This window comes from Larkinella humicola, assembly GCF_008727875.1.
Classification (GTDB): Bacteria; Bacteroidota; Bacteroidia; order Cytophagales; family Spirosomataceae; genus Larkinella; species Larkinella humicola.
Genome location: NZ_VTWS01000001.1, coordinates 1,051,329 through 1,075,015, shown reverse-complemented (window position 1 = coordinate 1,075,015; position 23,687 = coordinate 1,051,329). Strand labels below are relative to the sequence as shown.

Annotated in this window: 17 protein-coding genes; 4 read left to right on the top strand and 13 right to left on the bottom strand. The window is 52.8% G+C overall.

Annotation, left to right across the window (positions count from 1 at the left end; all coding sequences use genetic code 11):
- Positions 1-155: 155 nt before the first annotated feature.
- Positions 156-1,241, top strand: coding sequence for a M20/M25/M40 family metallo-hydrolase (locus tag F0P93_RS04585; RefSeq protein ID WP_150875107.1), 1,086 nt, complete (start codon positions 156-158; stop codon positions 1,239-1,241).
- A 66-nt stretch (positions 1,242-1,307) separates the two neighbouring features.
- On the opposite strand, the gene F0P93_RS04580 is transcribed toward F0P93_RS04585, so the two are convergent.
- From F0P93_RS04580 to F0P93_RS04565, 4 genes are all read right to left on the bottom strand, one after another.
- Positions 1,308-2,219 carry a DUF4249 domain-containing protein gene (locus F0P93_RS04580; RefSeq protein ID WP_150875106.1) on the bottom strand — a complete coding sequence of 304 codons (912 nt, stop codon included), beginning with the start codon at positions 2,217-2,219 and terminating at the stop codon, positions 1,308-1,310.
- A 4-nt stretch (positions 2,220-2,223) separates the two neighbouring features.
- Positions 2,224-4,911: a TonB-dependent receptor gene (locus F0P93_RS04575; protein ID WP_150875105.1), complete on the bottom strand. Its 2,688-nt coding sequence runs from the start codon at positions 4,909-4,911 to the stop codon at positions 2,224-2,226.
- Positions 4,908-5,909, bottom strand: coding sequence for a FecR family protein (locus F0P93_RS04570; RefSeq protein WP_191908723.1), 1,002 nt, complete (start codon positions 5,907-5,909; stop codon positions 4,908-4,910). The genes F0P93_RS04575 and F0P93_RS04570 overlap by 4 nt, the downstream gene beginning before the upstream one ends.
- Positions 5,910-5,982: 73 nt before the next feature.
- Entirely contained in the window at positions 5,983-6,588 is a 606-nt protein-coding gene (locus F0P93_RS04565) for an RNA polymerase sigma factor (protein WP_150875103.1), read from the bottom strand.
- Positions 6,589-6,809: 221 nt separating this feature from the next.
- On the opposite strand from F0P93_RS04565, the gene F0P93_RS04560 reads away from it, so the two are divergent.
- The gene (locus tag F0P93_RS04560; protein ID WP_150875102.1) at positions 6,810-7,775 is read left to right on the top strand and encodes a fasciclin domain-containing protein; all 966 of its coding nucleotides are present in this window, start codon (positions 6,810-6,812) and stop codon (positions 7,773-7,775) included.
- Between the two features lie 85 nt (positions 7,776-7,860).
- Here F0P93_RS04560 and F0P93_RS04555 read toward each other — a convergent pair whose 3' ends face one another.
- From F0P93_RS04555 to F0P93_RS04540, 4 genes are all read right to left on the bottom strand, one after another.
- Complete coding sequence (locus F0P93_RS04555) at positions 7,861-9,303, bottom strand: DUF1501 domain-containing protein (protein WP_150875101.1); 1,443 nt, start codon at positions 9,301-9,303, stop codon at positions 7,861-7,863.
- A gap of 5 nt (positions 9,304-9,308) precedes the next feature.
- The gene (locus F0P93_RS04550) at positions 9,309-12,653 is read right to left on the bottom strand and encodes a DUF1553 domain-containing protein (protein ID WP_150875100.1); all 3,345 of its coding nucleotides are present in this window, start codon (positions 12,651-12,653) and stop codon (positions 9,309-9,311) included.
- Between the two features lie 259 nt (positions 12,654-12,912).
- Positions 12,913-15,786: an outer membrane beta-barrel protein gene (locus F0P93_RS04545; protein ID WP_150875099.1), complete on the bottom strand. Its 2,874-nt coding sequence runs from the start codon at positions 15,784-15,786 to the stop codon at positions 12,913-12,915.
- Positions 15,787-15,914: 128 nt separating this feature from the next.
- Positions 15,915-16,766 carry a GLPGLI family protein gene (locus tag F0P93_RS04540; protein ID WP_150875098.1) on the bottom strand — a complete coding sequence of 284 codons (852 nt, stop codon included), beginning with the start codon at positions 16,764-16,766 and terminating at the stop codon, positions 15,915-15,917.
- A gap of 135 nt (positions 16,767-16,901) precedes the next feature.
- Between F0P93_RS04540 and F0P93_RS04535 the strand changes: the two genes are divergently transcribed.
- Both F0P93_RS04535 and F0P93_RS04530 read left to right on the top strand, forming a co-directional pair.
- Positions 16,902-18,386 (top strand): sensor histidine kinase, encoded by a 1,485-nt coding sequence (locus F0P93_RS04535; protein ID WP_150875097.1) that lies wholly within the window; start codon positions 16,902-16,904, stop codon positions 18,384-18,386.
- A 123-nt stretch (positions 18,387-18,509) separates the two neighbouring features.
- Positions 18,510-19,187: a response regulator transcription factor gene (locus F0P93_RS04530; RefSeq protein ID WP_150875096.1), complete on the top strand. Its 678-nt coding sequence runs from the start codon at positions 18,510-18,512 to the stop codon at positions 19,185-19,187.
- A gap of 4 nt (positions 19,188-19,191) precedes the next feature.
- On the opposite strand, the gene F0P93_RS04525 is transcribed toward F0P93_RS04530, so the two are convergent.
- From F0P93_RS04525 to F0P93_RS04505, 5 genes are all read right to left on the bottom strand, one after another.
- Entirely contained in the window at positions 19,192-19,776 is a 585-nt protein-coding gene (locus tag F0P93_RS04525; protein WP_150875095.1) for a DUF8453 domain-containing protein, read from the bottom strand.
- A 173-nt stretch (positions 19,777-19,949) separates the two neighbouring features.
- Positions 19,950-20,177: a DUF433 domain-containing protein gene (locus tag F0P93_RS04520; RefSeq protein ID WP_150875094.1), complete on the bottom strand. Its 228-nt coding sequence runs from the start codon at positions 20,175-20,177 to the stop codon at positions 19,950-19,952.
- 65 nt (positions 20,178-20,242) lie between these two features.
- Entirely contained in the window at positions 20,243-21,019 is a 777-nt protein-coding gene (locus F0P93_RS04515) for a recombination directionality factor (RefSeq protein ID WP_150875093.1), read from the bottom strand.
- Between the two features lie 92 nt (positions 21,020-21,111).
- Complete coding sequence (locus F0P93_RS04510) at positions 21,112-22,794, bottom strand: ELWxxDGT repeat protein (protein ID WP_150875092.1); 1,683 nt, start codon at positions 22,792-22,794, stop codon at positions 21,112-21,114.
- A gap of 132 nt (positions 22,795-22,926) precedes the next feature.
- Positions 22,927-23,658: a class I SAM-dependent methyltransferase gene (locus tag F0P93_RS04505; RefSeq protein WP_150875091.1), complete on the bottom strand. Its 732-nt coding sequence runs from the start codon at positions 23,656-23,658 to the stop codon at positions 22,927-22,929.
- Between the last annotated feature and the right edge of the window lie 29 nt (positions 23,659-23,687).

The following is a 23,687-nucleotide window of genomic DNA, read 5'->3' as shown; positions in this document are numbered from 1 at the left end:
TCGGCAAGGTGGGAATTGTCGACCGTTTTTGTTTGGTTTGGGATCACACTGCCCCTAAATTCCCTATAGGGGACTTTTTAGCAAACGGATTATGCCGTGTCCAAGTCCCCTTTAGGGGATTTAGGGGTTAACAGACCTAATTTATCAATAAACAAATGACCGAATCCAGTAAAAACTTCCTGTATACCTACCTTAACAATGCCTCGCCCACGGGCTTCGAATCGTCGGGACAGCAAATCTGGCTGGATTACCTCAAACCGTATATTGATGAGTACATTGTCGATACGTACGGAACCGTCGTCGGGGTAATCAACGGCACAACGCCTGCCGATCAGACGCCTTACAAAGTGGTCATCGAAGCGCATTCCGATGAAATTTCGTGGTTTGTCAACTTTATTTCCGACGACGGATACATTTACGTCCGGCGCAACGGCGGTTCCGACGCCCTGATTGCGCCGTCGATGCGGGTGAATCTGCACACGGCCAATGGTCAGGTGCAGGGCGTATTCGGCTGGCCGGCCATTCACGTGCGTGATCTGGCGAAAGACGTGGCTCCGAAAGTAACCGATCTGTTCATCGACGTGGGTGCCCTGACGAAAGACGAAGTGCTCGAAATGGGCATTCACGTCGGGACGGTTTGCACCTTTGCCGAAGGACTTTTCGAACTGAACAACCGGTATTACGTGGGACGGGCGCTCGACAACCGGATGGGCGGTTTCATGATTGCCGAAGTGGCCCGGCAGTTGAAGGAAAACGGTGTGCAACTGCCTTTTACCCTGTACATTGTAAACGCGGTTCAGGAAGAAATTGGCCTCCGCGGTGCCGAAATGATTGCCCGGCGGCTGAAGCCCGATCTGGCGATTATCACCGATGTGACGCACGATACGCAGTCGCCCAAGTACGACAAAAAGGAGCAGGGCGACCTGAAAGCCGGGGGTGGGCCGGTGATTTGCTACGGTCCGGCGGTGCAGAACAAGGTGCGGGACTTCATCATTCAGGTGGCGCAGGATAAGGAGATTGCCTTTCAGCGTCAGGCGGTTAGCCGTTCCACCGGAACCGATACCGACTCGTTTGCCTATGCCGCCGAAGGCAGTGCTTCCGCCTTGATTTCGTTGCCGCTCAAATACATGCACACGACGGTCGAAACCGTGCATATGGATGACGTTCAGGCGGTGATCAAACTGATTTATGAAACGTTGCTGGCGGTGAAAGGAAACGAAGACTTCCGGTATTTGAAATAAGAATAGCATCGAGACAGAGTAGGCCGTTTGGGTAAATCCGACCGGCCGACTTTTTTGTGCCGGTTCTTAGTTGATGATACTGGCGGGGTCATTCAGGCTGATATACGCACCATTGTAGGCGGCAAATACGCCATACCCACCGGCAATGTTGGAAAACAACACCGTCGGTTCCACAAAATACTGCCCCTGGTTGGTAAACTGCTCCCGTAACGAGGTATGGTAGCGGTAATAATTTTCGTCGGTGGTCAGCAGACCCACCCGAATCCGGTTGGTCCGGGTGATCGTGTTGGGCGCGGTGAGCAGCGAATGCGAACCCGTCATCAGTCGCTCCACGCCAGCGCGACCGGTTTCGCGGTCGACAAAGAACGTGGGCCGACCCAGCCGGTTTTCCAGAACGCGACCCGTGCCTTTGTCGCAAATTGCCTGATCGATTTCCGCCCAGCCCCGGTAATAATTCGTCTGGTTTTCAGCGGTTTTTTTATCCGGAGAATTCCAGAATATCGTGGTCGTGTAGTTGGTCAGGGCGGCATTGGCGCTGTTTCGGGTAACCACCGAGTCGAGGGCGATCCGGCTGACGGGAACGGCGTGGGGGACGGTGGCTTCCGCCGTCACCCGGCGGTTTCCGGTCATGCTCACCGTGAGCCGGTAGGTCACGCCCGGCCGGATAGAAAACCGGCCCTGAGGTAAGGCGCGGTAATAATTCAGCTTATCGTCATAAGTCAACTGAATGGTTCGGGTGCTGTCGCTCAGGAACACCACCGCATCTTTCACCACCAGCGAGGGCGCAAAGGAAGAAACGATCTGGGGTTCCGACATGGCGATTTTAGCCGCTAAAACCGTGTCTTGTGGGGAAATAAAACAGATTACATTGGGTTTGGTCACCCGGTCGATGGGCAGCGCATCCACGGATAATTCATCGACCGAGCGAATGCAGCTACCCGTCAAAACGATCAGAAACAGGGCGAGGAGTGGGCGCATCGGTTTAGAATGAAATCAGGTAGTTGAGCGATGGAACAAATGTAAACAAAGCCACCCGACGGAGCGAAAGCTGCCCGGCGGGATTGATCATCAGGTTGTACGAAAACGGGTTCCGGCGTCCGTAGGCGTTGACAAGGCCCAATTCCACCCGGTGTTTAAACCGCCGACGTCCTAAATCGGCCTGGAGATTCACGTCCAGCCGGTGGTTGGCTTCGGCCCGGAAGTTGCTGAACGACGTCCTGACCTGCACCAGTGGTGATTCGGTGCCGAACAGTTGTTCCGTTGGGGTAATGACCAGATCCGCCTTGCCGAGTCCCAGATGACCGAAACTGGGAACACCCGAAACCGGCACCGAAAACGGGTTGCCGGAACTGAACGTCCAGGCTGCCGACAACCGAAGCCGGGGACTGAAGGTATACAAACCCGTGACGGAAACGCTGTGACGGCGGTCGTGCAGGGGATAAAACGCGTTACCATTGTTGAGTTCGGGAAACTGCCAGCGCGTCATCGACCAGGTGTAATTAAGCGATCCGGTCAGGCGTCCCGAGCGGGATTCCAGCGTCGTCTCCAGTCCGGATGCCTGCCCGTTGCCAGCGGTGATGTTGCGCTCCCAACTGACTTCACTGGCCCGAACGGCACTGGTGATGCCGATGAAATCCGCGCCTTCCTGGTAACTGATGACGTGGCGCATCCACTTGCGGTAACCTTCCACGGTCAATTGCCAGCGGGGGTTGAAATCGTGGATAAACCCGAGCACGATCTGCCGCGACCGCTGCGGTTTGATGAGGTCGGTGGCCGGTACCCATAAATCGGTTGGCAACCCCAGACCCGTGTTGGAGAGCAAATGAATGAACTGGTTCATGTCGGAAAAAGAAGCCCGAACCGCCTGCTTTTCCCGGATTTGTACGGCCGCTGAAACGCGGGGCTCGGCCCGCAGGAAGTTCTTTTGCCGGATGCGGTACCGGGTGATGCGCCCCCCGGCGCTGAGTTTGATGCGTTTGCCGAGGTTCCAGTGGTCTTCGGCGTAGGCGGCTGTTTCGAGCGATTCGGTTTTTTCCAGACCCGACTGATTGCCGAGGGCCGATTGCGTGATGACCTGAACGCCATTGAGCCGGTAGGCCCGGACGGTATTGATCAGTCCGAACTGGAGGTGGTGGTTGGCGGAAGGGAAAAAGTCAAAATCAGTTTTCAGCGTCAGGTCCGTGATGCCATCGAAATACCGCCACAAATCCGTGGTCTGCCCGGCTGTTTCGCCCTCGGTGCTGATGTTTTTGCGGTGCGTTTCAAAGTTGTACCGGCTGAAAACCAGGGCGGTATTGCTGAATAATTTTTCGGAAAACAGGTGATTCCAGCGCAGGTTTCCGGTCTGGTTTTGCCAGGTCAGCACGTTCACCCAGCGTTGCGCCCGGTTCAGGCTGTCACCACCGCCAAAGTAGTTTCGTCCAAAATACCCGCTGAGGTACAGTTTGTTGCGCCGGTTTAGATCGAAATTCATCTTCGCGTTGAGGTCGTAGAAATTGGCCCGCCAGGTGGTTCCGGTATAATCGTCGATGACCGACGCGACAAAGTCGCCCAGAACCGGACTGAGGTTGGAGCGCCGGGCCGCGAGCAGAAACGATGCTTTCTCGCGAATCAGCGGGCCTTCGAGCAAAAGCCGGGAGGCCACGATGCCCGTTCCGACCGCACCATGCCACTGCTGTTTGTTACCTTCGCGCATGGACATGTCGACCACCGACGACAGGCGGCCGCCAAACCGCGACGAAAATCCGCCTTTTTGCAGCGTAACGGTTTGCAGGGCATCGGCGTTGAAGGCCGAAAAAAAACCGAACAGGTGATTGGCATTGTAAACCGGGGCCTCGTCCAGCAGGAGCAGGTTCTGATCGGCGCCACCCCCGCGAACGTGCAGGCCGACCTGACCACTCAACCCCGGCTGAATACCCGCCACAAATTGCAGCGTTTTCAGGACATCTTTTTCACCCAGCAAGGCCGGGGTGTTCCGAATCTGGAGGGCCGGAAGCGTCACCTGGCCGGTCTGTGATAAACTGAACGCCCGCGCCCCGGCGGTATTGGTCAAAACCACTTCGTTCAGCAAGGTATTGGACGTCAGTTCGATATCGAGGGAGGTCGAGCCGGAAAGGGGTAGTTTTTGGTAAAAACGGCGATAACCCACCATTGCAACCACCAGTTCCACGGTGTCGCGTTCGGCGATGGTCAGGGAATAATACCCGTACGGATTGGTGGTGGCGACGGTTTGTTCGACGTAAACCGAAGCGCCGTTTACCTGCTCCCGGCTCCCTTTTTCCCGCACAAATCCGCTGATCGTGAACCGTCGCACAGGCGTTTGGCCGGTAGGCTGGGGGCGGGGCAACGGGCGCGTTGCGGGTTCGATCAGGTAACAGTCGTCGACCCGCCGAAAGGTCAGGCCGGTACCAGACAGGGCGGTTTCCAGCAGGGTTCGGGTGTCGGCTTTCCACGGGATCGGGGCCGTTATCCGGATGGTCTTCAGGAGTTTCTCATCGTACAAAAAATACGTTCCGCGCTTCTGGTTCAGGGTTTTCAGGAAACCTTCCAGGGGCTGGCCCGACTGCGCACGGGTCTGTGTTCCGGTCAGCAGTGACCCGATCAGTAAACCGCATAGCCCAACCCGGAACGGTTTGTTGGCCAACCTGAAAATCTGTCGCAGCACCTTCACCGGTTCAGCAAATAGGCATCTCCCTTTTTAGTAATTTTCAATTGGTGATAAACCGCCAGCGTGTTCAGTACCTTTTCGGGATCTTTCAGAGGTAAAATACCCGAAAACCGCCGACTACCTGCCTCAGCCGGATCGAATCGAACGTCAATCCCAAACTGCTCTTCCACCTGCCGAATGGCTTCCGGAAGGGTGATCTCATCGAAAACCAGTTGGTTCCGAAGCCAGCCATTGTAGCGTTCTGGCGATACCTCCCGACGGGTTAGCTGGCCTGTGGCAGAGTCAAGCTCGGCCAGTTGTCCCGGCACCAGCGTCAGTACTGGCCTGCTGTCCGAACCGCTAACCTCTACTTTGCCCCGGTTCAGCACCACGCGGTGGAGATTGCTGCGGCTGGTCATGGTAAATTCCGTACCCAGAACCTGAACCGTAAACGCACCTTCGCTGTGCACCCGAAACGGCACATGGGCTTCCAGATGGTGGACCGAAAAATAGCCTTCGCCAGTGAGCGTGACGTCGCGGTTTTCGCCGGATGCCCAATGCCGTCGGTGGCTGAGTACCGAATGGCTGTTGAGCGTAACGGTGGAACCGTCGGGCAGGGTGATCGTTTTCTGCTGGCCGTAGTCGGTGCGGTACGAAACCGTCTGGTTCTGCCAGAGCCAGTAACCACCCAATCCCAGCATGACCAGAATCGAAGCTGCAGCGATCCACCAGCCGGTTTGGAAACGGGTTTGTTGGGGTTGGAAATCGACGACAGGGATAGTTTCTGCCTGACGGTCGGCCAGCAAGGTTTTCAATTCCTGTAGGGACGCTTCCAGACCGGGTTTGTGGCCACTGAGCATACTATGCAGCCGCTCGGCTTCCCGAAATGCCGGAAGGTTGCCCGGTTTTCGACGCTGCCATTCCGTCCAGTAGGCTATTGCCGCCGGGTCGGTTCCCTGCCGATAGGCAACAAAACTATCGTCCAGCAAAAAGTCGTCGGCCGTGTAAAAGTCGTGTTTCATTGCGTTCATCGACATCCCGAAAGAGGGCCGGGGGTGTTAAGTTCTGATAATAGTACGTCGAAGTAACGAAATCTCACAAACCCAGCAAGGAAAAAATGAGCAGCCATAGCGGTACCAGGCTCCGTTTTTCTTTTCGATTCAGCGTCTGTCGCAACAGTTTCAGAGCTGAAGACAGCGTGTTGTAAACCGTATTGATGTGCATGCCGGTGGCTTCGGCAATTTCCTCATTCCCCTGATTTCGGAAAAACCGCAGTTCGATGAGTTGCCGCTGCCGGGGTGTCAATTGACTGAGTGCCTGCTGGAGCGTTTGCTGAAGATGCTGCTGTTCCTGCGCCTGCACGATGACCTCTTCGTAAGGCGGTTCGTAGCCGGGTTCGCGTCCGGTCAGCTCCGTAAAATGATTTTCCCGGTTAAAATCTTTCAACAGCTTCCGGCGCAGGGCGGTGATGAGGTACGACCGGATGTTGCCAACCACCGGCAGTTTCTCCCCGCGTTCCCACAGCTCCAGATACACCTGGTTGATGGCATCTTTGGTATCGGTGGCTGTGAAACCAAAGTAGATGCCAAAATTCAGTAGGTCATTGTAAGTCAACCGGTACAGCTCACTCAGGCTGGAGTCATCGCGATTGCGAAGACCCTCCCAAAGCGATGGCGGAATTTCCGGTACAGGACTGGGCATACGGCAGAACGGTTTGCAGGGAATTGATTACTGGCAGTAACGGATTGATGAGCCAAAATGTTAGCCGCGATTTGTTCAAAGTCAGAGAGAATATTTTACAAAAAAAAATCAAAAAAGTTTTGTGAGAAAGCTGCTTGCCTCCGCACTATGGTTCGAAAGCAATCCAAACACCTCCAAAGGTCGATTGCGGAGTTTTTCAACACACAACTTTTAAACTGTTTATGAAACGTAATCCATCCATTTTTCGAAAATTCACCCGCCTGAAGTTTGTGGTAGCCCTGTTAGTAAGCTCAACCTTGTTTTCAATGACGTCCTGCGACAATGACGACGACGAAGAAACACCGGCACCCCAGACCATCACCGATATCGTTGTCAACACGGCTGATTTTTCCCTGCTGGAAGCTGCCGTAGTGCGTGCCGGACTGGCTGAAGCACTCAGAACAGGATCGCTGACGGTTTTTGCACCAACGGATGCGGCTTTCAAAACCGCTGGATTTGCCGACGTGGCCGCGATCAATGCCGCACCGGTAGCGACCCTTCAGGCGGTTTTGCAATACCACGTCATCGGTCAGCGGACGGCTGCAGCTGATATTCCGACGGCAGCCAACACGGCGGTGCAGACGCTGGGCAACAGCAATGTATACATTACCAAAACCGCTTCGGGGGTTTCCGTCAATGGCGCACAGGTGACGCAGGCCGATGTTCCTGCGTCAAACGGCGTCATTCACGTCATCAACAAAGTTCTGATGCCGCCCACCCAAAACATCGTGCAACTGGCGCAGGGCAATCCGAACCTGAGTTTGCTGGTGGCTGCAGTTACACGGGGTGGCGCACCGGTTCTCAATGCTTTGACGGCTGCGGGGCCGCTGACGGTGCTGGCTCCGACCAATGCCGCTTTCCAGGCTGCTGGTTTTGCGGATGCGGCTGCCATCAATGCCGCGCCGGTTGCCACCCTGACCAATATTCTGACCTATCACGTTATTGCCGCCCGGGCCTTTTCTACGAACCTAACCAATGGAGCCGCCGTTCCGACGGCACAGGGAACCACCGTTCGAAGCAACGTATCCTCTTCCGGAGTGAGTTTTCTGGGAACGGGAAACGCCAATCAGGCTTCGAACGTGGTTTCTGCTGACAACGTGGCTACCAACGGTGTCGTACACGTGATCGACCGGGTGTTGCTGCCTTAAGTTTAGTTGATTCTGTGGGGATAATTGTATACGGACAACCGGATCTAATCGGTTGTCCGTTTTCGTTTGGGAGCGGATTGACGGTCTACGCCAGAATGGGTTTGACTACTTTTCCGGCCACATCGGTCAGGCGGTAGCGACGCCCCTGGAATTTGTACACCAGTTTTTCGTGGTCGAGGCCCAGCAGGTGCAGAATCGTGGCCTGCAAATCGTGGACATGAACCGGTTCTTTAATAATGTTGTAACTGAAATCGTCGGTCTGTCCGTACGTCATTCCTTTTTTTATTCCGCCCCCGGTCATCCAGACGGTGAAGCAGCGCGGGTGGTGGTCGCGGCCGTAGTTATCTTTGGTAAGCTTGCCCTGTGAGTAATTGGTGCGGCCAAATTCACCGCCAAAAATCACCAGCGTATCGTCCAGCAAGCCGCGTTGTTTCAGGTCTTTCACGAGCGCGGCCGTCGGCTGATCGACCGAATCGGCCATAATTTTAATGTCTTTCGGCAAATTACCGTGCTGATCCCAGCCCTGGTGATACAACTGAATAAACCGCACATCTTTCTCCGCTAATTTGCGGGCTAACAGGCAGTTGGCCGCATACGTCCCCGGTTTTCGGCTTTCGGGGCCGTACAGATCAAAGATGTAATCCGGTTCTTTGGAAAGATCGAGCGTTTCGGGAACGGAGGTTTGCATTCGGTACGCCATTTCGTACTGTTGCATCCGGCTGTTGAGTTCGGTGTCGAGGACGTGTTTGTACTGATCTTCCGTCAATTTGGCGAGGTAGTTCAGCATCGTCCGCCGGGACGTTTTGTCGACGCCATCCGGATTATTGAGGTAAAAAATCGGATCGGGACCCGACCGGAACACCACGCCCTGGTGCGTGGAAGGGATAAAACCGTTGCTCCACAGTTTGGCATACAGCGGCTGGTCACCACTGCGCGCCCGCGACAGCAGCACGACGAAAGCCGGCATGTTTTTGTTCTCCGAACCGAGCCCGTAACTCACCCACGAACCCATCGACGGCCGTCCGCCAATCTGGTTGCCCGTCTGGATAAAGGTAACGGCGGGGTCGTGGTTGATGTGTTCGGTGTGCATGGATTTGATGAAACACAGGTCGTCTACCATCGTGCTGTGGTGGGGCAGCAGTTCACTCACCCACGCCCTGCTTTTCCCGTATTGTGCAAATTTATACACCGATGCCGCCAGCGGAAACGAACTTTGGCCCGCCGACATGCCCGTGAGCCGTTGGCCCTGCCGCACTGATTCGGGCAGATTTTGCCCCCACATCTGTTCAAGCTTCGGTTTGTAATCGAACGTTTCCAGTTGCGACGGCGCCCCACTTTGCAGCAGGTAAATCACCCGTTTGATCTTGGCCGGAAAATTGGGCAAATCCAGACACGAAGCCGAACTGGCTGCGGCATGTTGGGGTAACAGGGAAGAAAGTGCGGCCGCGCCAAGACCCAGACCGCTGCTTTGCAGAAACGTTCGGCGGCTCATCTCATCGTGGATGCGGTCTTGCAATTCGTTGGTCATGGCACTTATCGTTTGATCGTCGCTTCGTCGTAATTCAAAATGGTGTTGGCAACCATCGTGTAAGCCGCCAGTTCCGGGCCTTTCAGCGTCGGGTCACGTTCGTATTCACCGGTTTTCAACAGTGATTCAGCCCGTTGTGGTGCGTTCGCAAAGCCCTGATAGGCTTCAACGTACAAGGCTTTCATCAGTTCCAACTCCCGGGGACGCGGGTTTCGGGAAACAATGGCTTGAAAGAAATACCGGATTCGCTCGTCCGACGACGGTTTGGCCCGCATCGTTCGCTGGGCCAGCACCCGGGCGGCTTCCACGAATTGCGGATCATTCAGCGTTACCAGGGCCTGCAATGGCGTAGCGGTTTTTTGCCGCCGAACCGTACACAGACTCCGGTCGGGCGAGTCAAAATTCAGCATCATCGGCGGAGGACTGGTCCGCTTCCAGATGGTATACATGCTGCGCCGGTATAAACTGTCGCCGTGTTGCTGGCGGTAACTAATCGTATTGCGGGTCGCCAGGGCTTCCCAGATACCGGCTGGCTGGTACGGATAGACACTCGGTCCGCCAATTTTTCGAACCAGCAAACCGCTGGCCGCCAGTGCATTGTCGCGGACCTGTTCGGCAGAAAGCCGGTAACTGCTGCCCCGGGCCAGCCACTTGTTATCGGGATCGCGTTCAATTTCTTCCGGCGTGGCTTTGGACGATTGCTGGTAAGTGGCCGATAGCATCATCCGTTTGACAAACAGCTTCGTGTCCCAGCCTTCCTCCCGGAACTGAATGGCCAGCCAGTCCAGCAATTCGGGGTGCGACGGCAAATCGCCCTGGCTGCCGAAGTCTTCCTGCGTTTTGACAAGACCGTTGCCGAAGTAGTTCTGCCAGAGCCGGTTGACCATCACACGGGCGAACAACGGATGATCGTCTGCCAGCAGCCATTGCGCCAGGCCCAGGCGGTTTTGCGGATAGTCGGCGGGTAGTTTCCCCAGGCGAAGTGGCGTTTGGGAAGACACTGCTGCACCGGGCGCATCGTAAACGCCCCGGTTCAGAATAAAACTTTTCCGTTGCTGACTGGCGGGCAATTCCTGCATCACCATAACTTCGGGGATGTCGGACAAAACCGCTACTTCCTGCCCGCGAACGACCGAGAGTTGCCGGTTCGTCTGAGCGAAGGTGGAATCGGCCGTGAGCAAATAATGTTCGAGCAAATTCTGCCGTTGCTGAGCGGTTCGTTTGCTTTCAGGGATGCGTACCAGATCGGCCACGGAATTGGTGCCAGCCGCCAGTGATTCAACTTCCAGCGCCGATAGCCGTCGTTTATAAATCCGGAGTTCGTCGACGGCAACCCCGTGGAGGGTCTTTTCCTGGGAGTCGTAGCCGAGTTCAAAACCGTAAAATTTGCCTTGCTTGTTGGAGTTGAATTCTCCGTGCAGAAGGCCTTTGGTCAGGTTGTCGGTAATCACGTTCATGCGGGCGGGTTTGCCGTCCACGAAAAAACGCACACCGGCGGCTTTCGCTTCGCCGTCGTAGGTCAGCGTCAGGTTTTGCCAGCGATGGAGTGGTAGTTTATCAACGGTTTTGAGTTCGATGCAATTGGCCGGCCAGACGTAACTCAGCAAAACCGTCAGGGTCTGATCCGGATTCATCCTGACCGAATAGCCCCGGTAGCCCTCATTGGCGTAGTTGGTTCGGCGAAAAATGGCTCCTTCAACGCCTTTTTGGGCCGGATTGACCCAGATGCTGACCGAAAATTCCTGATTCCGTTCAAAGTTGAGTCCCTTGCCAAACCGTTTCGGCGACTCCACCATTTTTCCGTTCACGCGGTCGATTGTCTCCGACAGAATGCCGATGCCGCATTCACCCCGCAACGCCATCGCCTGACCGACTTTCCCAGCGGTTGGCAGCGGTTTTCGCTCCTTATCACCACTCAGAAACGCGACGAAAGACCGATCGGCCCGGTTTTCGTAGATGCCATTCTCCTCGGCATCCAGCGGCAAATGTACCAGCAAGCCGCGGTTGAGCGTGGAAGTAAGCACTGGATTTGTAGCCCAGTTGGTAAACGATTTTTTGTAAAGTTGCGGTTGCAGGCGGGTTTCCAGCCGCTGAATTTTGGTCCGGATGAACTTCAGCGTTTGATCGACCTGCGGAGACGGCAGCATCACCGTCGGGCAGGCTTCGCCGTTGTGCGTGATTTGCCCGGTTTCCTTGTTTTGGTTGAAAAATGCGAACAGCGAATAATAGTCTTTCTGGCTGATCGGATCGTATTTGTGGTCGTGGCAGCGGGCACACTCCATCGTCAGGCCCAGAAAGGCTTTTCCGAAGGTATTGGCGCGGTCGGCCACGTATTCGATGCGGTATTCTTCGGGAACAATGCCGTTTTCGCCACTTTGCGAATGCAGCCGGTTGAAAGCTGTGGCCAGGATGCGTTCCCGCTGGACTTCCGGTTTTGGCGAAGCAGGCAGTAGATCCCCGGCTATCTGTTCCTTCACAAACTGGTCGAAGGGGCGGTTTTGATTGAACGATCGGATGACCCAGTCGCGGTAGGGATACGCGTTCCGCATGGGGTCGTCCTGATAGCCCTGCGAGTCGGCAAACCGGGCCAGGTCTAGCCAGCTAACGGCTTGTTGTTCACCGTATTGCGGAGATGCCAGCAGCTTGTCCACCACCTGTTCATAGGCATTGGGGGCGGCATTTTTTTGGAATGCTTCAACCTCGGCGGGCGTGGGCGGAAGGCCCGTCAAATCCATGTATACGCGTCGGAGCAGGGTTGCTTTTTCGGCTTGGGGCGACGGTTTTAAGCCCACCTCCTTCATTTTCGCCAGTGTAAACCGATCGATTTCATTGCGAACCCAGGTGGTTTCTTCGTCGGAAGTGACGCCCCAGCGCGACAGAAAACTTTGCCCCACCTTCGGAACCGCCGGTTTTTCGATTTTCGTCAGCGACCAGTGTTCCTTGTATTCCGCGCCCTGTTCGATCCATTTGATCAACACGGCTTTTTCTTCCGCCGTCAGTGTCAGGTTCGACTTGGGCGTGGGCATCACTTCTTCCGGGTCGTGGCTCAGAATCCGCTTCACCAGCTCACTTTTTCCGGCGTCGCCCGGCACAATCGCCCGGCGTCCTTCCTTGTTTTCCTGCGTAGCACCTTCGAAGTTTGCCAACTGCAAATCCGCTTCGATTTTGGCCTTATCGGGGCCGTGGCATTTGAAACACCGGTCCGAAATGATGGGTTTGACGTGTAGGTTGTAGTCCACCGTTTCGGGCGTTTTTTCCATTGCCAGCGCCACCTCTTCAGGCAGTTGAGCGGATTGACAGCCCACCAGACCCAGTGCCGCAACAAACAGGAAGAAGTGAATTGTTTTCATACGAAAGAGACTACCACACGAATTACCATCACCCGGTTTTTTGGCGGGTTGAATTAACCGATCAATCTGTTTTACTACAAAGCCAGGAGCGGAACATTTTTACTTCCTTCTCAACCAAACGAATGAACACCCCTAACCAGCCTGAAAGGCTGAAATACCATAGCCCCGGATGCAATCCGGGGAATGCGGGATGTTGGTAACATCATCCGGGGAATGCGGGATGTCGGTAATACACAATCCGGGGAATGCGAAATCCAAATTAATTCATTCGCCCCGGCCGTTGCATCCCCCGTTGCGGGAAGTTCTGATCCCGGTTTTGCCGTTCGGTTCGGGACTGAGGGCCGCTGCCAAATCTCCGCAGGTTATAGGTAAAGCTGAGCATAAAATACCGGTTCAGAACGCGACTATTCGTTTCTTCGGAATACGTTTCTGTCACATTCCGGCTGATGCTGCGGTTTTGATTCAGCAAATCATAGACCTGCAATTTTAATTCTCCCTGGCGGTTTTTGAAAAATTGACGGGTTAAGGCCACGTTCCAGAGCGCAAAATTCTGAACCGATCCAGCCGATTTTCCCGAGTAATTATTGTACGTAACATCCGTCGTAACAACCAGCCGGAAAGGCAATTGGTAATACAGATCGCCACTGAGCGATTTGTTGAAATACTCGGTATTCTGATTCGTTTGCAGAGAGTATAAAGCAGTCTGGTAACTAATGTTGCCGCTCAGTCCAAATTCAAGTTTTTCATCGAAATTCGAGTTGATGCGGGCACCCTGGCTGAACGTCCAGTTTTGCGACCGGTTGGTCTGGCTATTGACCAGACTGACGCCCCGGTTGAAGTTGATGTTACTCGTCAGGTTCACATTGGCTTTGAGGGGTTGAATGCGCCGACCGATGGCCAGGAATGCCATCACGTTATAATAACCGTTGGTGTTTACGGGTTGCGTCGTTTGCGCTCCCTGGTTGGTAAACGTCGTGGCATTCACGATTTTGTTGTTGGTTTGGGTCGCATTCAGCATAGCGAACACGCTGCGGAAGGTCGTTTGCTGAAAATTGTTGTAATTCAGCGAAACGGTATTGCTAAACTCCTGTTTCAGATCCGGATTACCCAGCCGGATGTTGAGCGGATTGGTGTTGTCGGCTACGGGCTGCAACTGCGACACGGAAGGGGCGTTGGTGCGACTCCGGTAATTGAACCGCAGCGTCCTGTTTTTACTGAAGTTATACGTAAACATCGCATTCGGTAGTACGTTGGTAAAGCTTTTGTTCAGACTGACGTCTCTTGTCTGGTTATCGCTGTGGAGATTAGCCTGTTGCATGTCAAATCCCAGCGCGTAGGTATACTTCAGACGTTTGTTTTGCAGCGTAGAACCGACCCGATTTGTCATGTAGGTATTTACAAAGTTATTGCTCAGCGATGGGTTGAATTCCGTGTAGTCTTTGGTCAATTCATCGTAGTCGTTTACCGATCGGTTGGAGGTATTGCGGTTATTGGAATAGTTGTAATGAAACTCCAGGGTTTTGCTGAGCGAAAGCGGTTCGGTATACGTCAGGTTAATCGAGTTGGTCACCGACTTGCTGGTTTGTTCGTTTCGTTGATCGATGTTCTGGTTATTCCGGCCGCCGGTTTGCCCGAAAAACTGGTTGAGGGATTGGTTGATGCCATCGGTATTCTGGTTGTTGACGGCAATGTTCCAGTTCAGGGATAACGTCCGCCCTTTGCGTTTGAACTTCCGCATCAGGAGTGCGTTGTTATTCCCCGAAATCCCGTTTCCGGTCGAATTATAATTCGTGTTGCTGGTGTTGATCAGGTTCGTCGAATCCAGTTGCTCGACGCTGGAAATCGCGTCGTTCGTCAGCGTTTGTGATTGATTAATGCTCTGGTATTCAGAATTCTGTAGGGTAAAACCGGGGGTAATCCGCAGCGTCGTCAACGAATCGATCTGGTAATTAAACCGCATGTTGAACCGGTGGCTGGTGACCTGATTGCGCGACGTGCTGTTCTGGTTGACCTGGTAGGAAGTGTCGGGCAGCGCATACTGTCGGCGGCTTTGCTGATCGGTTACGGTATTGAGGTCGTTCAGGAAATAACTCCCTGCCACGTCTACTTTCTTACCCCACTGGTCGCGGTAGTTTAAACCACCCGCCAGCGTCCGGGTGATGGCGTTGGTATTCCCGCCATTGCTTCCTCCGCCACTCCGGCCACCCGCCACAATCAGGCCACCACCACCAAAATTGGCACCCAGTCCGGCGCCCCCGCCGAATATATTCTGGCCCGTAAAGCCTTGTTGGTTGATGTTATTGGCTTGCCCGATCAGCGAAATCTGCTGGTTGCCGTTAAACCGGTTCAGGTTAAGCCGGGCCGCGTAGCGGACGTCATCGTTCGTCTCGTTCGGTCCGGCACCGATGGATTGCTGGCCGAAATAACCCTTCCGCTTGTCTTTTTTGGTAACGAGATTGATGGTTTTGTTCCGGTCACCGTCGTCGATACCCGAAAATTGTGACTGATCGGACTGCTGATCGTACATCTGGACTTTGTCGATGATGTCGGCAGGGAGGTTGCGGGTGGCCATTTTCGGATCATCGCCAAAGAACGGTTTTCCGTCGACCAAGACCCGTTTTACTTCCTGCCCCTGCGCCTTGATGGTTCCCTCGCGGTCCACTTCCACGCCCGGTAGTTTCTTCAACAGGTTCTCCACCATTGCATTGGGCTGCGTTTTGAAGGCACCGGCATTGAACTCGACCGTATCCTGTTTGATGACAATCGGCGGCCCTTCCTGCTTCACCACCACTTCGTTGAGGTTAACCGCCTGGGTAATCATTTCAATTGTTCCAGCGTCGGTATGCGGTTTGCCGGTTGTGATCGAAATGCGCTTTGATTTGTTCCGATACCCCACATACGTAATCAGCAGCCGGTAGGTCCCCACCGCCACATTTTTGAAGGTAAATTCCCCGTCTCCGTTGGTAATCATGAAGGTGACGACCGACGAATCGCGCACCGACAGCAGGGAAACCGTCGCTTCCATCAGCGGTTTTCGCGTGGTGGAGTCGACCACCGCCCCCCGGAGCTGCGACTGGGCGACGACCTTCGTTAGACTGATCATAAAAAAGAAAACAGGGAGAAGTGAGCGCATGGTACTTGGTCAATTTCAGGTTGGTATTCGGTTTACGGTATTCGGTTTACGGTTTACGGTGGCTAACGCATCCGTGGAAGCTTGCGTCAGCCACCGTAAACCGTAAACCGAATACCGTAAACCGTACACTAATTCCGGTTTTGAAAATTATTCATCATTTGCTGGCGCATGTCGGCCATGGCTTTTTGACGGATGGTGTTCAGCTCTTCGAGTGTTACCACCTGGGCGGTTTGGGGCGGCATAACGTCACTTTCCTTCACGTCCTGGGCGGCAATTTTGGTCGCTTTAAATGCTTCGTTGTCACTCTCGATTTGCAAAACCACGCCTTTTTCGGGCGTCAGGCTGCTGATGGGGGAGTACGTAAACGGCAATTCCGTGGTATACCAGATGGTATAGGACATATTCTTGAAGGGAACCGTTGCTTTCTTGCAGAGATAGCCCGCAATTTTCTTCGTTTTGTCGGTTTCCTGCCAGCCTGTTACCCGTTTCTGCGGGATTTCGGTCTGGTAGTGACTGGTAACCGAATCTTTTTTGATCGCCAACACCTCGACGGTTTTCTGGGCTGCCAGATCGAAATACACGGCACGTTCGAAGGGGCGACCATTGAAATTGCGATTTTCGCGTCCTTCAGGGCCACCTGGTCCACCTGGTCCACCGGGTCCGGGGCCTGGTCCACCACCATCCTGTATCACCTGCCGGACCATGATCCCGCCACCGCTGTTGCGGTCCTGTTCTTCCTTGCCGTGGGTCCCTGAGAAAATAAAATGCTGGACAAAAGACCGCGTTTCGGGCATACCTGCGGGGGCATCGGCACCATCCGGCCGGACTTCCTGGCCGTTGATGATGACCCGCATCTGGGACAGATCGACTTTTTGCATGACTTCATACGAAATCTTGCCGGCCGTGGGTTGGGCGTTGGCCAGTTGGGCTGCCAAATGAAGACCGATGAGGGCAGCGGCTACAGTTCTGAATCGTTTCATGACTACGGAGGAGTGAAATGATGACTGGAAAATGATGGGACAAAGGTGCGGAGGTTGGATGTAAAGCACTGTTATATAGTGTTAAGTAGTGTTAACGCCGTTGGAAAGCCGACAGAAAAGCGGGTATTTTTGTACATGATGAAACAGCGCATCCGGTCGATCTTTGTTCTGATGACGGTTTGTATCCTGGGCGTGATGACCTTTCAGGGCTACTGGCTGTATACGAGCTACCAACTCCACGAGCAGCAGTTTCGGCGGACGGTGCGGGGTGCGTTCATTTCGGCGGTTGAAAAACAGCAGTTTAACGACGCCCGTCAACTGGTTCGGGGCGAAATCCGTTCCGACGAACCACGTCGGCGGTTTCATTTTCGCCCGATGGAATCGGAAGAGGATTTCCCGGTAAGTCGCATGGCATTTGACCGGCGCAGTGACAGTGCTTTTGTCACCGTCACCGATTCGCAGCCGGTAAGCGTCCAGGTGATGAATTACCGGATTAAACGGCAGTCACGATCGTCGAAAGACCGTGTTTTTATCGACACCATGGCCCGGAAAATTACCAAAATGCTGATTTTGAACTGGGCGGGTGACCATAAATTCAACCTTGCAACATTCGATTCGACCTATCGGGCCGAGTTGCGTCTGCGCGATGTCGAGGCCGATTATCAACTGGACACGATTCAGTTAAAACCGGATATATTCCGTCAGCAGATGGACAACCCGATGCGTACCGGTTCGCCCATTAAGACCCCGCCGATGCCTATCAATCCCGTTAAAAACCAGTTTCTGCAAGCTTCGTTCGACAGTCCAACGGGCTATATTTTGAAGAAAATGGACTGGCTGCTGGCGGGCTCGGCCCTGTTGATGGCGTTGACTACCTGGTGCTTTCTGTATATGTTATCGACCATTCTGAAACAGAAAAAGCTGTCGGAAATCAAAAACGATTTCATCAACAACATGACGCACGAACTGAAAACGCCGATTGCGACGGTTTCGGCGGCTGTGGAAGCCATGCAACATTTCGGGGCGCTGAATGACGCACAGAAAACCCACAGCTATTTGACTATTTCAAAAAATGAACTGCAACGGCTGTCCGATCTGGTGGAGAAGGTGCTGAACATGGCGGTCGACGAGAAGAAGGAACTGGAACTGAACCGCGAGTGGCTTAAGCCTTCCGAACTGATTCAGGAGGTGGTGGGCAATCACCAGTTAAAAGCCTCAGCGGGCGCACCGGTGAAACTGGTGGCCATTGAAGTAGAAACCGTTCCGGAAAACGCCCAGGTTCAGGCCGACCGGCTGCACCTGGGCAACGCCATTAACAACCTGATCGATAACGCGATCAAGTATTCGCAGGAGTCGGTTCAAATCCTGATCAACAGCCGAGCCGATGAAAACGGCTGGCGGCTGACGGTGGAGGACAACGGCAATGGGATTCCGAAGGTGTATCACGAGGTGATTTTCGATCGGTTTTTTCGGGTTCCGACGGGGAACCTTCATCCGGTAAAAGGCTTCGGGCTGGGGCTATCGTACGTCCGGCAGGTCGTCGAGAAGCACGGCGGACGCATTGAAGTTTCGAGCGAACCGGGACGGGGGAGTGTGTTTGTAATCTGGATCCCTAATTAAGTAAAAAGAGTTGTTTCGCGGAGTTGAGCGGAGGAAAGGGGAGTTAAGCAGAGTAGTTTTTTAAAGAAATCTCCGCTTAACTCCCCTTTCCTCCGCTCAACTCCGCGAAATAATTTCTCTTCTATGGCAACCGTATTATTGATTGAAGATGAACTTTCGCTGGGCCTGATTGTCCGGGACAGCCTTGAGGTTCGCGGGTTTGCGGTTTTGTATGCCGCTGACGGCGAGGAAGGTTATGCGTTGTTTGTCGCCCATTCCCCCGACGTGGTGGTGGCGGATGTGATGATGCCCAAACTCGACGGTTTTTCACTGGCTGCGCGCATTCGGCAAACCGACCCGTACGTTCCGATCATCTTCCTGACGGCTCGTTCCCAAACCGTAGATGTGGTCCGGGGTTTTGAGTTGGGTGGCAACGATTACCTCAAAAAACCGTTCAGTATCGACGAATTGATTGTCCGCATTCAGGCCCTGCTGTCCCGGAACCAGACCGTTCGCCCGACCACGCCGGATCGCTTGCCAATTGGCCATTACCAGTTCGATTATCCCAAACAAAAGCTGGCGTTCAACGGAAAAGAGACGCCGATGTCACACCGCGAAGCCGAACTACTGAAGCGACTCTACGAACAGCGGAATCAGGTGCTGGAACGCTCTGCCGTGCTGCTGGATTTGTGGGGTGACGACAGTTTTTTCAATGGCCGAAGTCTCGATGTATTCATTACGCGGCTTCGTCGCTACCTCAAAGATGACCCGCAGGTACAGATTGTGAATGTGAGGGGAGTGGGGTATAAGTTGATTGTGTGAAGATTTATTTTATATTATTTTCTATAGTATATCTCAATTTTTGTAATTCAGCTTTTATATCTTCTAGGTTTTTTGGTATTTTCTGGATTTCAAATAAGGTTTTTGGTAACTCACTTTCTGATAATGGTGTTTCAGAATATTGTTCGAAAGAAAACTGAAAATTATAAGATGTTTTTTTATTACATGTTAATGATTCTTGAAAGGAAATTGTACCAGAATAGTATTTACTATCATCCTTGTTTTTTTTGTAAAAGCTACCTATTTCATCAACAATTATTGATAATTTTTCTTTTGCATTTAACACAGGTATTTCACAATCAACAATTTTAGGATTTGATTTGAAAGTGATTTGATTTCCTTTCAGGTCCAATAAAGGCCTTGTCCAAGTGAATTTAAAATTAAATGCAGCCTTTTCTCCTAAATTTTGACATACAAGCAGAAATAAACTGTGGCGGCTTTGAGAATCGATAGTTAATACAATCTGCGGTCTTTTTGATTGATTTTGTAAATAGAAGGTTTCGTAAGCAACCCAAGCTGAAATAATTGCAATTGTTAGAGAAATAGAAGCTGTCAAAGTTTCCCATTTCATCAAAGAAAAAGCGAAGTAAGAAATGAATAAAGAGCTAATCAGGAGTGTGATAAATGAAAATATTAGTATTTTTCTAGTCATATATTTATGTAATATATTCCTCCTGCTCTACTGATAATTTGTTTAACTTCAGACTAACCGATACAATAAATTAGCATCCAGAAGGAGTTTCATTAAGCAGCCAGTAAGCGGGTGCGTCGTTCGCTATCCGCAGCGAACGCCAGAGCTGCTCGGATTTGGTCAGTGGTCAGTTCGGGGAAGTCTTCCAAAATTTCTTCGTTGTTCATTCCTGAAGCCAGCCAACCAAGAATATCTTGAACCGCAATGCGTGTCCCCGCAATACAAGGTTTCCCGAATCGGATATTCGGATTGATCTGAATGTATTTCTGATATTGCTCCATAAATCAGTCACTTTTTGCTAAGATAACCAGATAATGCACTGATTGGCAAATCGGTTAGACTACGATCACTCCAACGCTGTCGGCAGTTGCTCTGGTTTGTCGCCATTTTCGCTCAGCCAGTGACTCACATCGGCCTGCGGATTTTCGCGGAGGTGACGGGCCAGGCGGTGGGCGGTTTCGAACGAAAACTGCGGCACCAGATCGACAATCGGGTACTGATACACCATGCCCGGTTTGTTGGACTTCACCTTTTTGACTTTCAGCAAAAACGGCAAATACTGCACGCTGCCGAAGAGTTTCTTGTATTCATCGAACTTATTGCGCAGGTTCGGAATGGTGGTCTGGACGGCGCGGGTGCTGAACTGCCAGTAACCCAGCAGCGGAATGTCGCGAATGACAAACCGCAACGTCAAAACCGGCAACCACTTAATCAGCTTCGCTTTGCCGGGATGCAGGTTTTTCTGCAAAAAAGTGACGGTTTCGTCCCGAATATGTGGGCGTTTTTCGACGGTCGTGACGGCGTATTTTTTCAGTTCGTCGTTCCAGATGTGGAAAGTGTGGTTGTCTCCGTAGCCGAACAGTTTGCCGTCGGCGGTGCGGATTTCGAGTCGCTCATTGCAGACAATTTCTTCCTGATCGGAATAAAACAGGATGGGCAATTCGGTGATGGTTTCGCCGTAGACTTTGTGGACGGCTTCGGCATGATCCCCGCGAATGCGGAAACTGTCGATGCTGCTCGGAACCACCTGACCCGACCGCTCCACTTTCTCGCCCACGGCGATCCGCCCTAATTCCGTTAGCGCCGAGGACGGCGACGGGGTATTGTCCGATTGAATACGCATTTTGTTGTTTACCTTCGATTCGCTGGACAAATATAGGCATTCGGCAAGATCTATCAGCATGTTTAAGCGGGTCGGTGGGGTGGATAGAACCGTCAATCCGACTTCAAAACCTTAACCGTCTGCTCCTGATCACCCGCCCTGGCGCGCAGCAACAACATCCCCGTTGGCTGGCGGCTTACATCAAACGTCTGCCGTTCGACGGCTTGGGGCTGGGGAATCTGCCGGTTTTCGATCAGTTCGCCTTTCACAGTCATCAATTGAAGCTGGATTGGCTGACGGTCGGACCCGCGAATATCGACCGTCAGCGCGTTTTGCACCGGATTGGGTAGCGGGGTCAACTGGAGCGCGGTCGGAGTGACTTCCTCCGACGAAGCTGCCACCCGGCCTGCCGGACAAATGTAACATTGAGCGTATTTGTACAATTCCATACCAGACGTTCCGTCGGTGGCCCAGAATAAAACCGTCGTGCTGCTCAACGCCATAAAACCGGTGGAAGCCGAATTGCCGGTCGGGTGGATGTCGTCGAGCATCGCAGTGCCAGCGACGGTCCCAGTTGATTTCCACGGCTCCAGGTAGTGAAAAAACAGTCTGTTGTTGACCGAACTCATGCCGGAAAATGTGGTCGAGCCAGCGCCCAATACGAGGTCAACTACCTGAACGGTTCCGGCCGGTGTTCCGTCTGATTTCCAGAGTTCGGTGCCTTTGATTCCGTCGTTGGCCGTGAAATACAGGGTGTTGTTGACACGTGTCAGATAGGAAGGAAACGACGCGCCCCCGGCGTTGATGTTTTTGACCAAAACCGTACCGCCAGCAGTGCCGTCAGACTTGTACAATTCCGCGTCGCCACTGACCGTTGCCCGGAAAAAAAGCGTTGCGTTCACAACTTCCAAATCCTGCGGCTGACCACTGCTGCTACCGACTGCCAGATTTTTGACCAGTACCGTTCCGGCCAGCGTGCCGTCCGATTTCCAAAGTTCCGTCCCGTTCGTGCCATCGTTGGCGGTCATGTAGAGCAGCCCGCTCATCACCACCATTTCGAATAGATTGCTCGAACCGGCGGGATGAATGTTCTTGACCAAAACCGTACCGGCGTCCGTTCCGTCCGACTTCCAGAGTTCTTCCCCATTGACGCCGTCATCGGCCACAAAATAGGCAGTACTTCCCAGAACTGCCATTTTACGCATATAATTCGGAACCGAATTGCCCGACGGATTGATGTCTTTTACCAAAACCGTACCGCCCGCGGTTCCGTCCGACTTCCAGAGTTCCTCGCCGGTTGTTGCGCCGGTTGCCACGAAAAAAAGCGTTCCGTTTACATTCGTAAGGCCGCGCGGATTGGCGTCTCCGCCCGGAAGAATGTCCTTGACCAAAACCGTTCCGGCCGCCGTCCCGTCCGATTTATACAACTCCCGGCCCGAACTGCCAGTGGCAACAAAATAGAGCGTACCGTTGACTTCCGTGAGCCAGTCCGGGTTGGACGATCCGGCCGGGTTAATATTTTTTAGTAAAACCGTGCTGGCTTCCGTGCCGGTTGTTTTCCAGAGTTCAGTTCCATTGGCGGCCGTGTTGGCTGCAAAAAATACCGTACCATTCATTTCGATGGCAGTAGTGCCATCACCAGATACGTACGAATTAGCGGAACCGGGATTAATGTCTTTTACCCGGGTTACGTAGTACGACGCCGGCAAGGCCGTTAACTGGGCGATGGTCGGCAATCCACATCCGCCCAAGCACCCAACCAGTACCCATTTGAAGAGATTGTAGTGTGGTTTCATGCTGATTATCTTTACGCGTTGATACGATAAACGTAATGATTATCAGCGGGTTTTAAAAGATAAATTGAGCTTGTGGCAATCCGGGTGAAGGATGACTCAAAGGGAATGGAGTAAGCGGAGAAACGCCAGAATTTACTTTTTCGTTTTCCGACCTACTACGCCCGTAGCACAGCCGAAAAAATACGATTTGTACGTCACGTCAAGCCCTTCGTTCATCAGGTAAGTTGCGAATTTTTGACAATTTTCAAATTTTTGACAATAGACACCCAACATACGGTATTCGTCCGCACTATTCAGAAATAATTTGCCAATTAATGGAATGATTTTTTTCAAGTAGAAGAGGTATAAACCATGCAGGATCCAGCCTTTGGGAGCTGATATTTCTACAAATGAAAAGGAACCGCCGGGTTTTAAAAGCCGGTTAACTTCACGGGCAAGAACCCTTGTTTGGAAATCATTAAAGGTTTTCAAGCCGAAGGTAGAGATAACAAAATCAGCGGAGTTCGACTCAAAATGGTTGTTCAGAACGTCACACTGGACCATTTCGACCGCCCGGTTTCTGACTTTCTCGCGGTGAAGTGCGGCTTTTTGCATCATCACGGGCGAAATGTCAACGGCAATCAGCTTTCCTTCTGCATTCAGTTTGGGAAGAATATGGCCCCAGGCTTCGCCCATTCCGGTCATTAAATCATAACCAACGGAGTTGGGTGCAATCGAAGGCAGATTGTTAAGACAGGCTGCCCGCCAGCGTTCCGTAAACCCGAATGACGAAATATAATTGGCAAGTCCATACGTTTTGGACATTTTATCGAACAGCGATTTGATATATTCCGGATCATAAATAGTTTCGGGATTGTCAGTCATGGATTATCGATATTTGTTACCCAAATCTA

Excerpts from the sequence above, each read along its gene's own strand:
- F0P93_RS04505 (WP_150875091.1), bottom strand. The coding sequence starts at position 23,658 with ATGACTGACAATCCCGAAACTATTTATGATCCGGAATATATCAAATCG.
- F0P93_RS04550 (WP_150875100.1), bottom strand. The coding sequence starts at position 12,653 with ATGAAAACAATTCACTTCTTCCTGTTTGTTGCGGCACTGGGTCTGGTG.
- F0P93_RS04565 (WP_150875103.1), bottom strand. The coding sequence starts at position 6,588 with ATGCCCAGTCCTGTACCGGAAATTCCGCCATCGCTTTGGGAGGGTCTT.
- F0P93_RS04510 (WP_150875092.1), bottom strand. The coding sequence starts at position 22,794 with ATGAAACCACACTACAATCTCTTCAAATGGGTACTGGTTGGGTGCTTG.
- F0P93_RS04535 (WP_150875097.1), top strand. The coding sequence starts at position 16,902 with ATGATGAAACAGCGCATCCGGTCGATCTTTGTTCTGATGACGGTTTGT.
- F0P93_RS04540 (WP_150875098.1), bottom strand. The coding sequence starts at position 16,766 with ATGAAACGATTCAGAACTGTAGCCGCTGCCCTCATCGGTCTTCATTTG.
- F0P93_RS04525 (WP_150875095.1), bottom strand. The coding sequence starts at position 19,776 with ATGAAATGGGAAACTTTGACAGCTTCTATTTCTCTAACAATTGCAATT.
- F0P93_RS04515 (WP_150875093.1), bottom strand. The coding sequence starts at position 21,019 with ATGCGTATTCAATCGGACAATACCCCGTCGCCGTCCTCGGCGCTAACG.
- F0P93_RS04520 (WP_150875094.1), bottom strand. The coding sequence starts at position 20,177 with ATGGAGCAATATCAGAAATACATTCAGATCAATCCGAATATCCGATTC.
- F0P93_RS04560 (WP_150875102.1), top strand. The coding sequence starts at position 6,810 with ATGAAACGTAATCCATCCATTTTTCGAAAATTCACCCGCCTGAAGTTT.
- F0P93_RS04585 (WP_150875107.1), top strand. The coding sequence starts at position 156 with ATGACCGAATCCAGTAAAAACTTCCTGTATACCTACCTTAACAATGCC.
- F0P93_RS04545 (WP_150875099.1), bottom strand. The coding sequence starts at position 15,786 with ATGCGCTCACTTCTCCCTGTTTTCTTTTTTATGATCAGTCTAACGAAG.
- F0P93_RS04580 (WP_150875106.1), bottom strand. The coding sequence starts at position 2,219 with ATGCGCCCACTCCTCGCCCTGTTTCTGATCGTTTTGACGGGTAGCTGC.
- F0P93_RS04530 (WP_150875096.1), top strand. The coding sequence starts at position 18,510 with ATGGCAACCGTATTATTGATTGAAGATGAACTTTCGCTGGGCCTGATT.
- F0P93_RS04555 (WP_150875101.1), bottom strand. The coding sequence starts at position 9,303 with ATGACCAACGAATTGCAAGACCGCATCCACGATGAGATGAGCCGCCGA.
- F0P93_RS04570 (WP_191908723.1), bottom strand. The coding sequence starts at position 5,909 with ATGAAACACGACTTTTACACGGCCGACGACTTTTTGCTGGACGATAGT.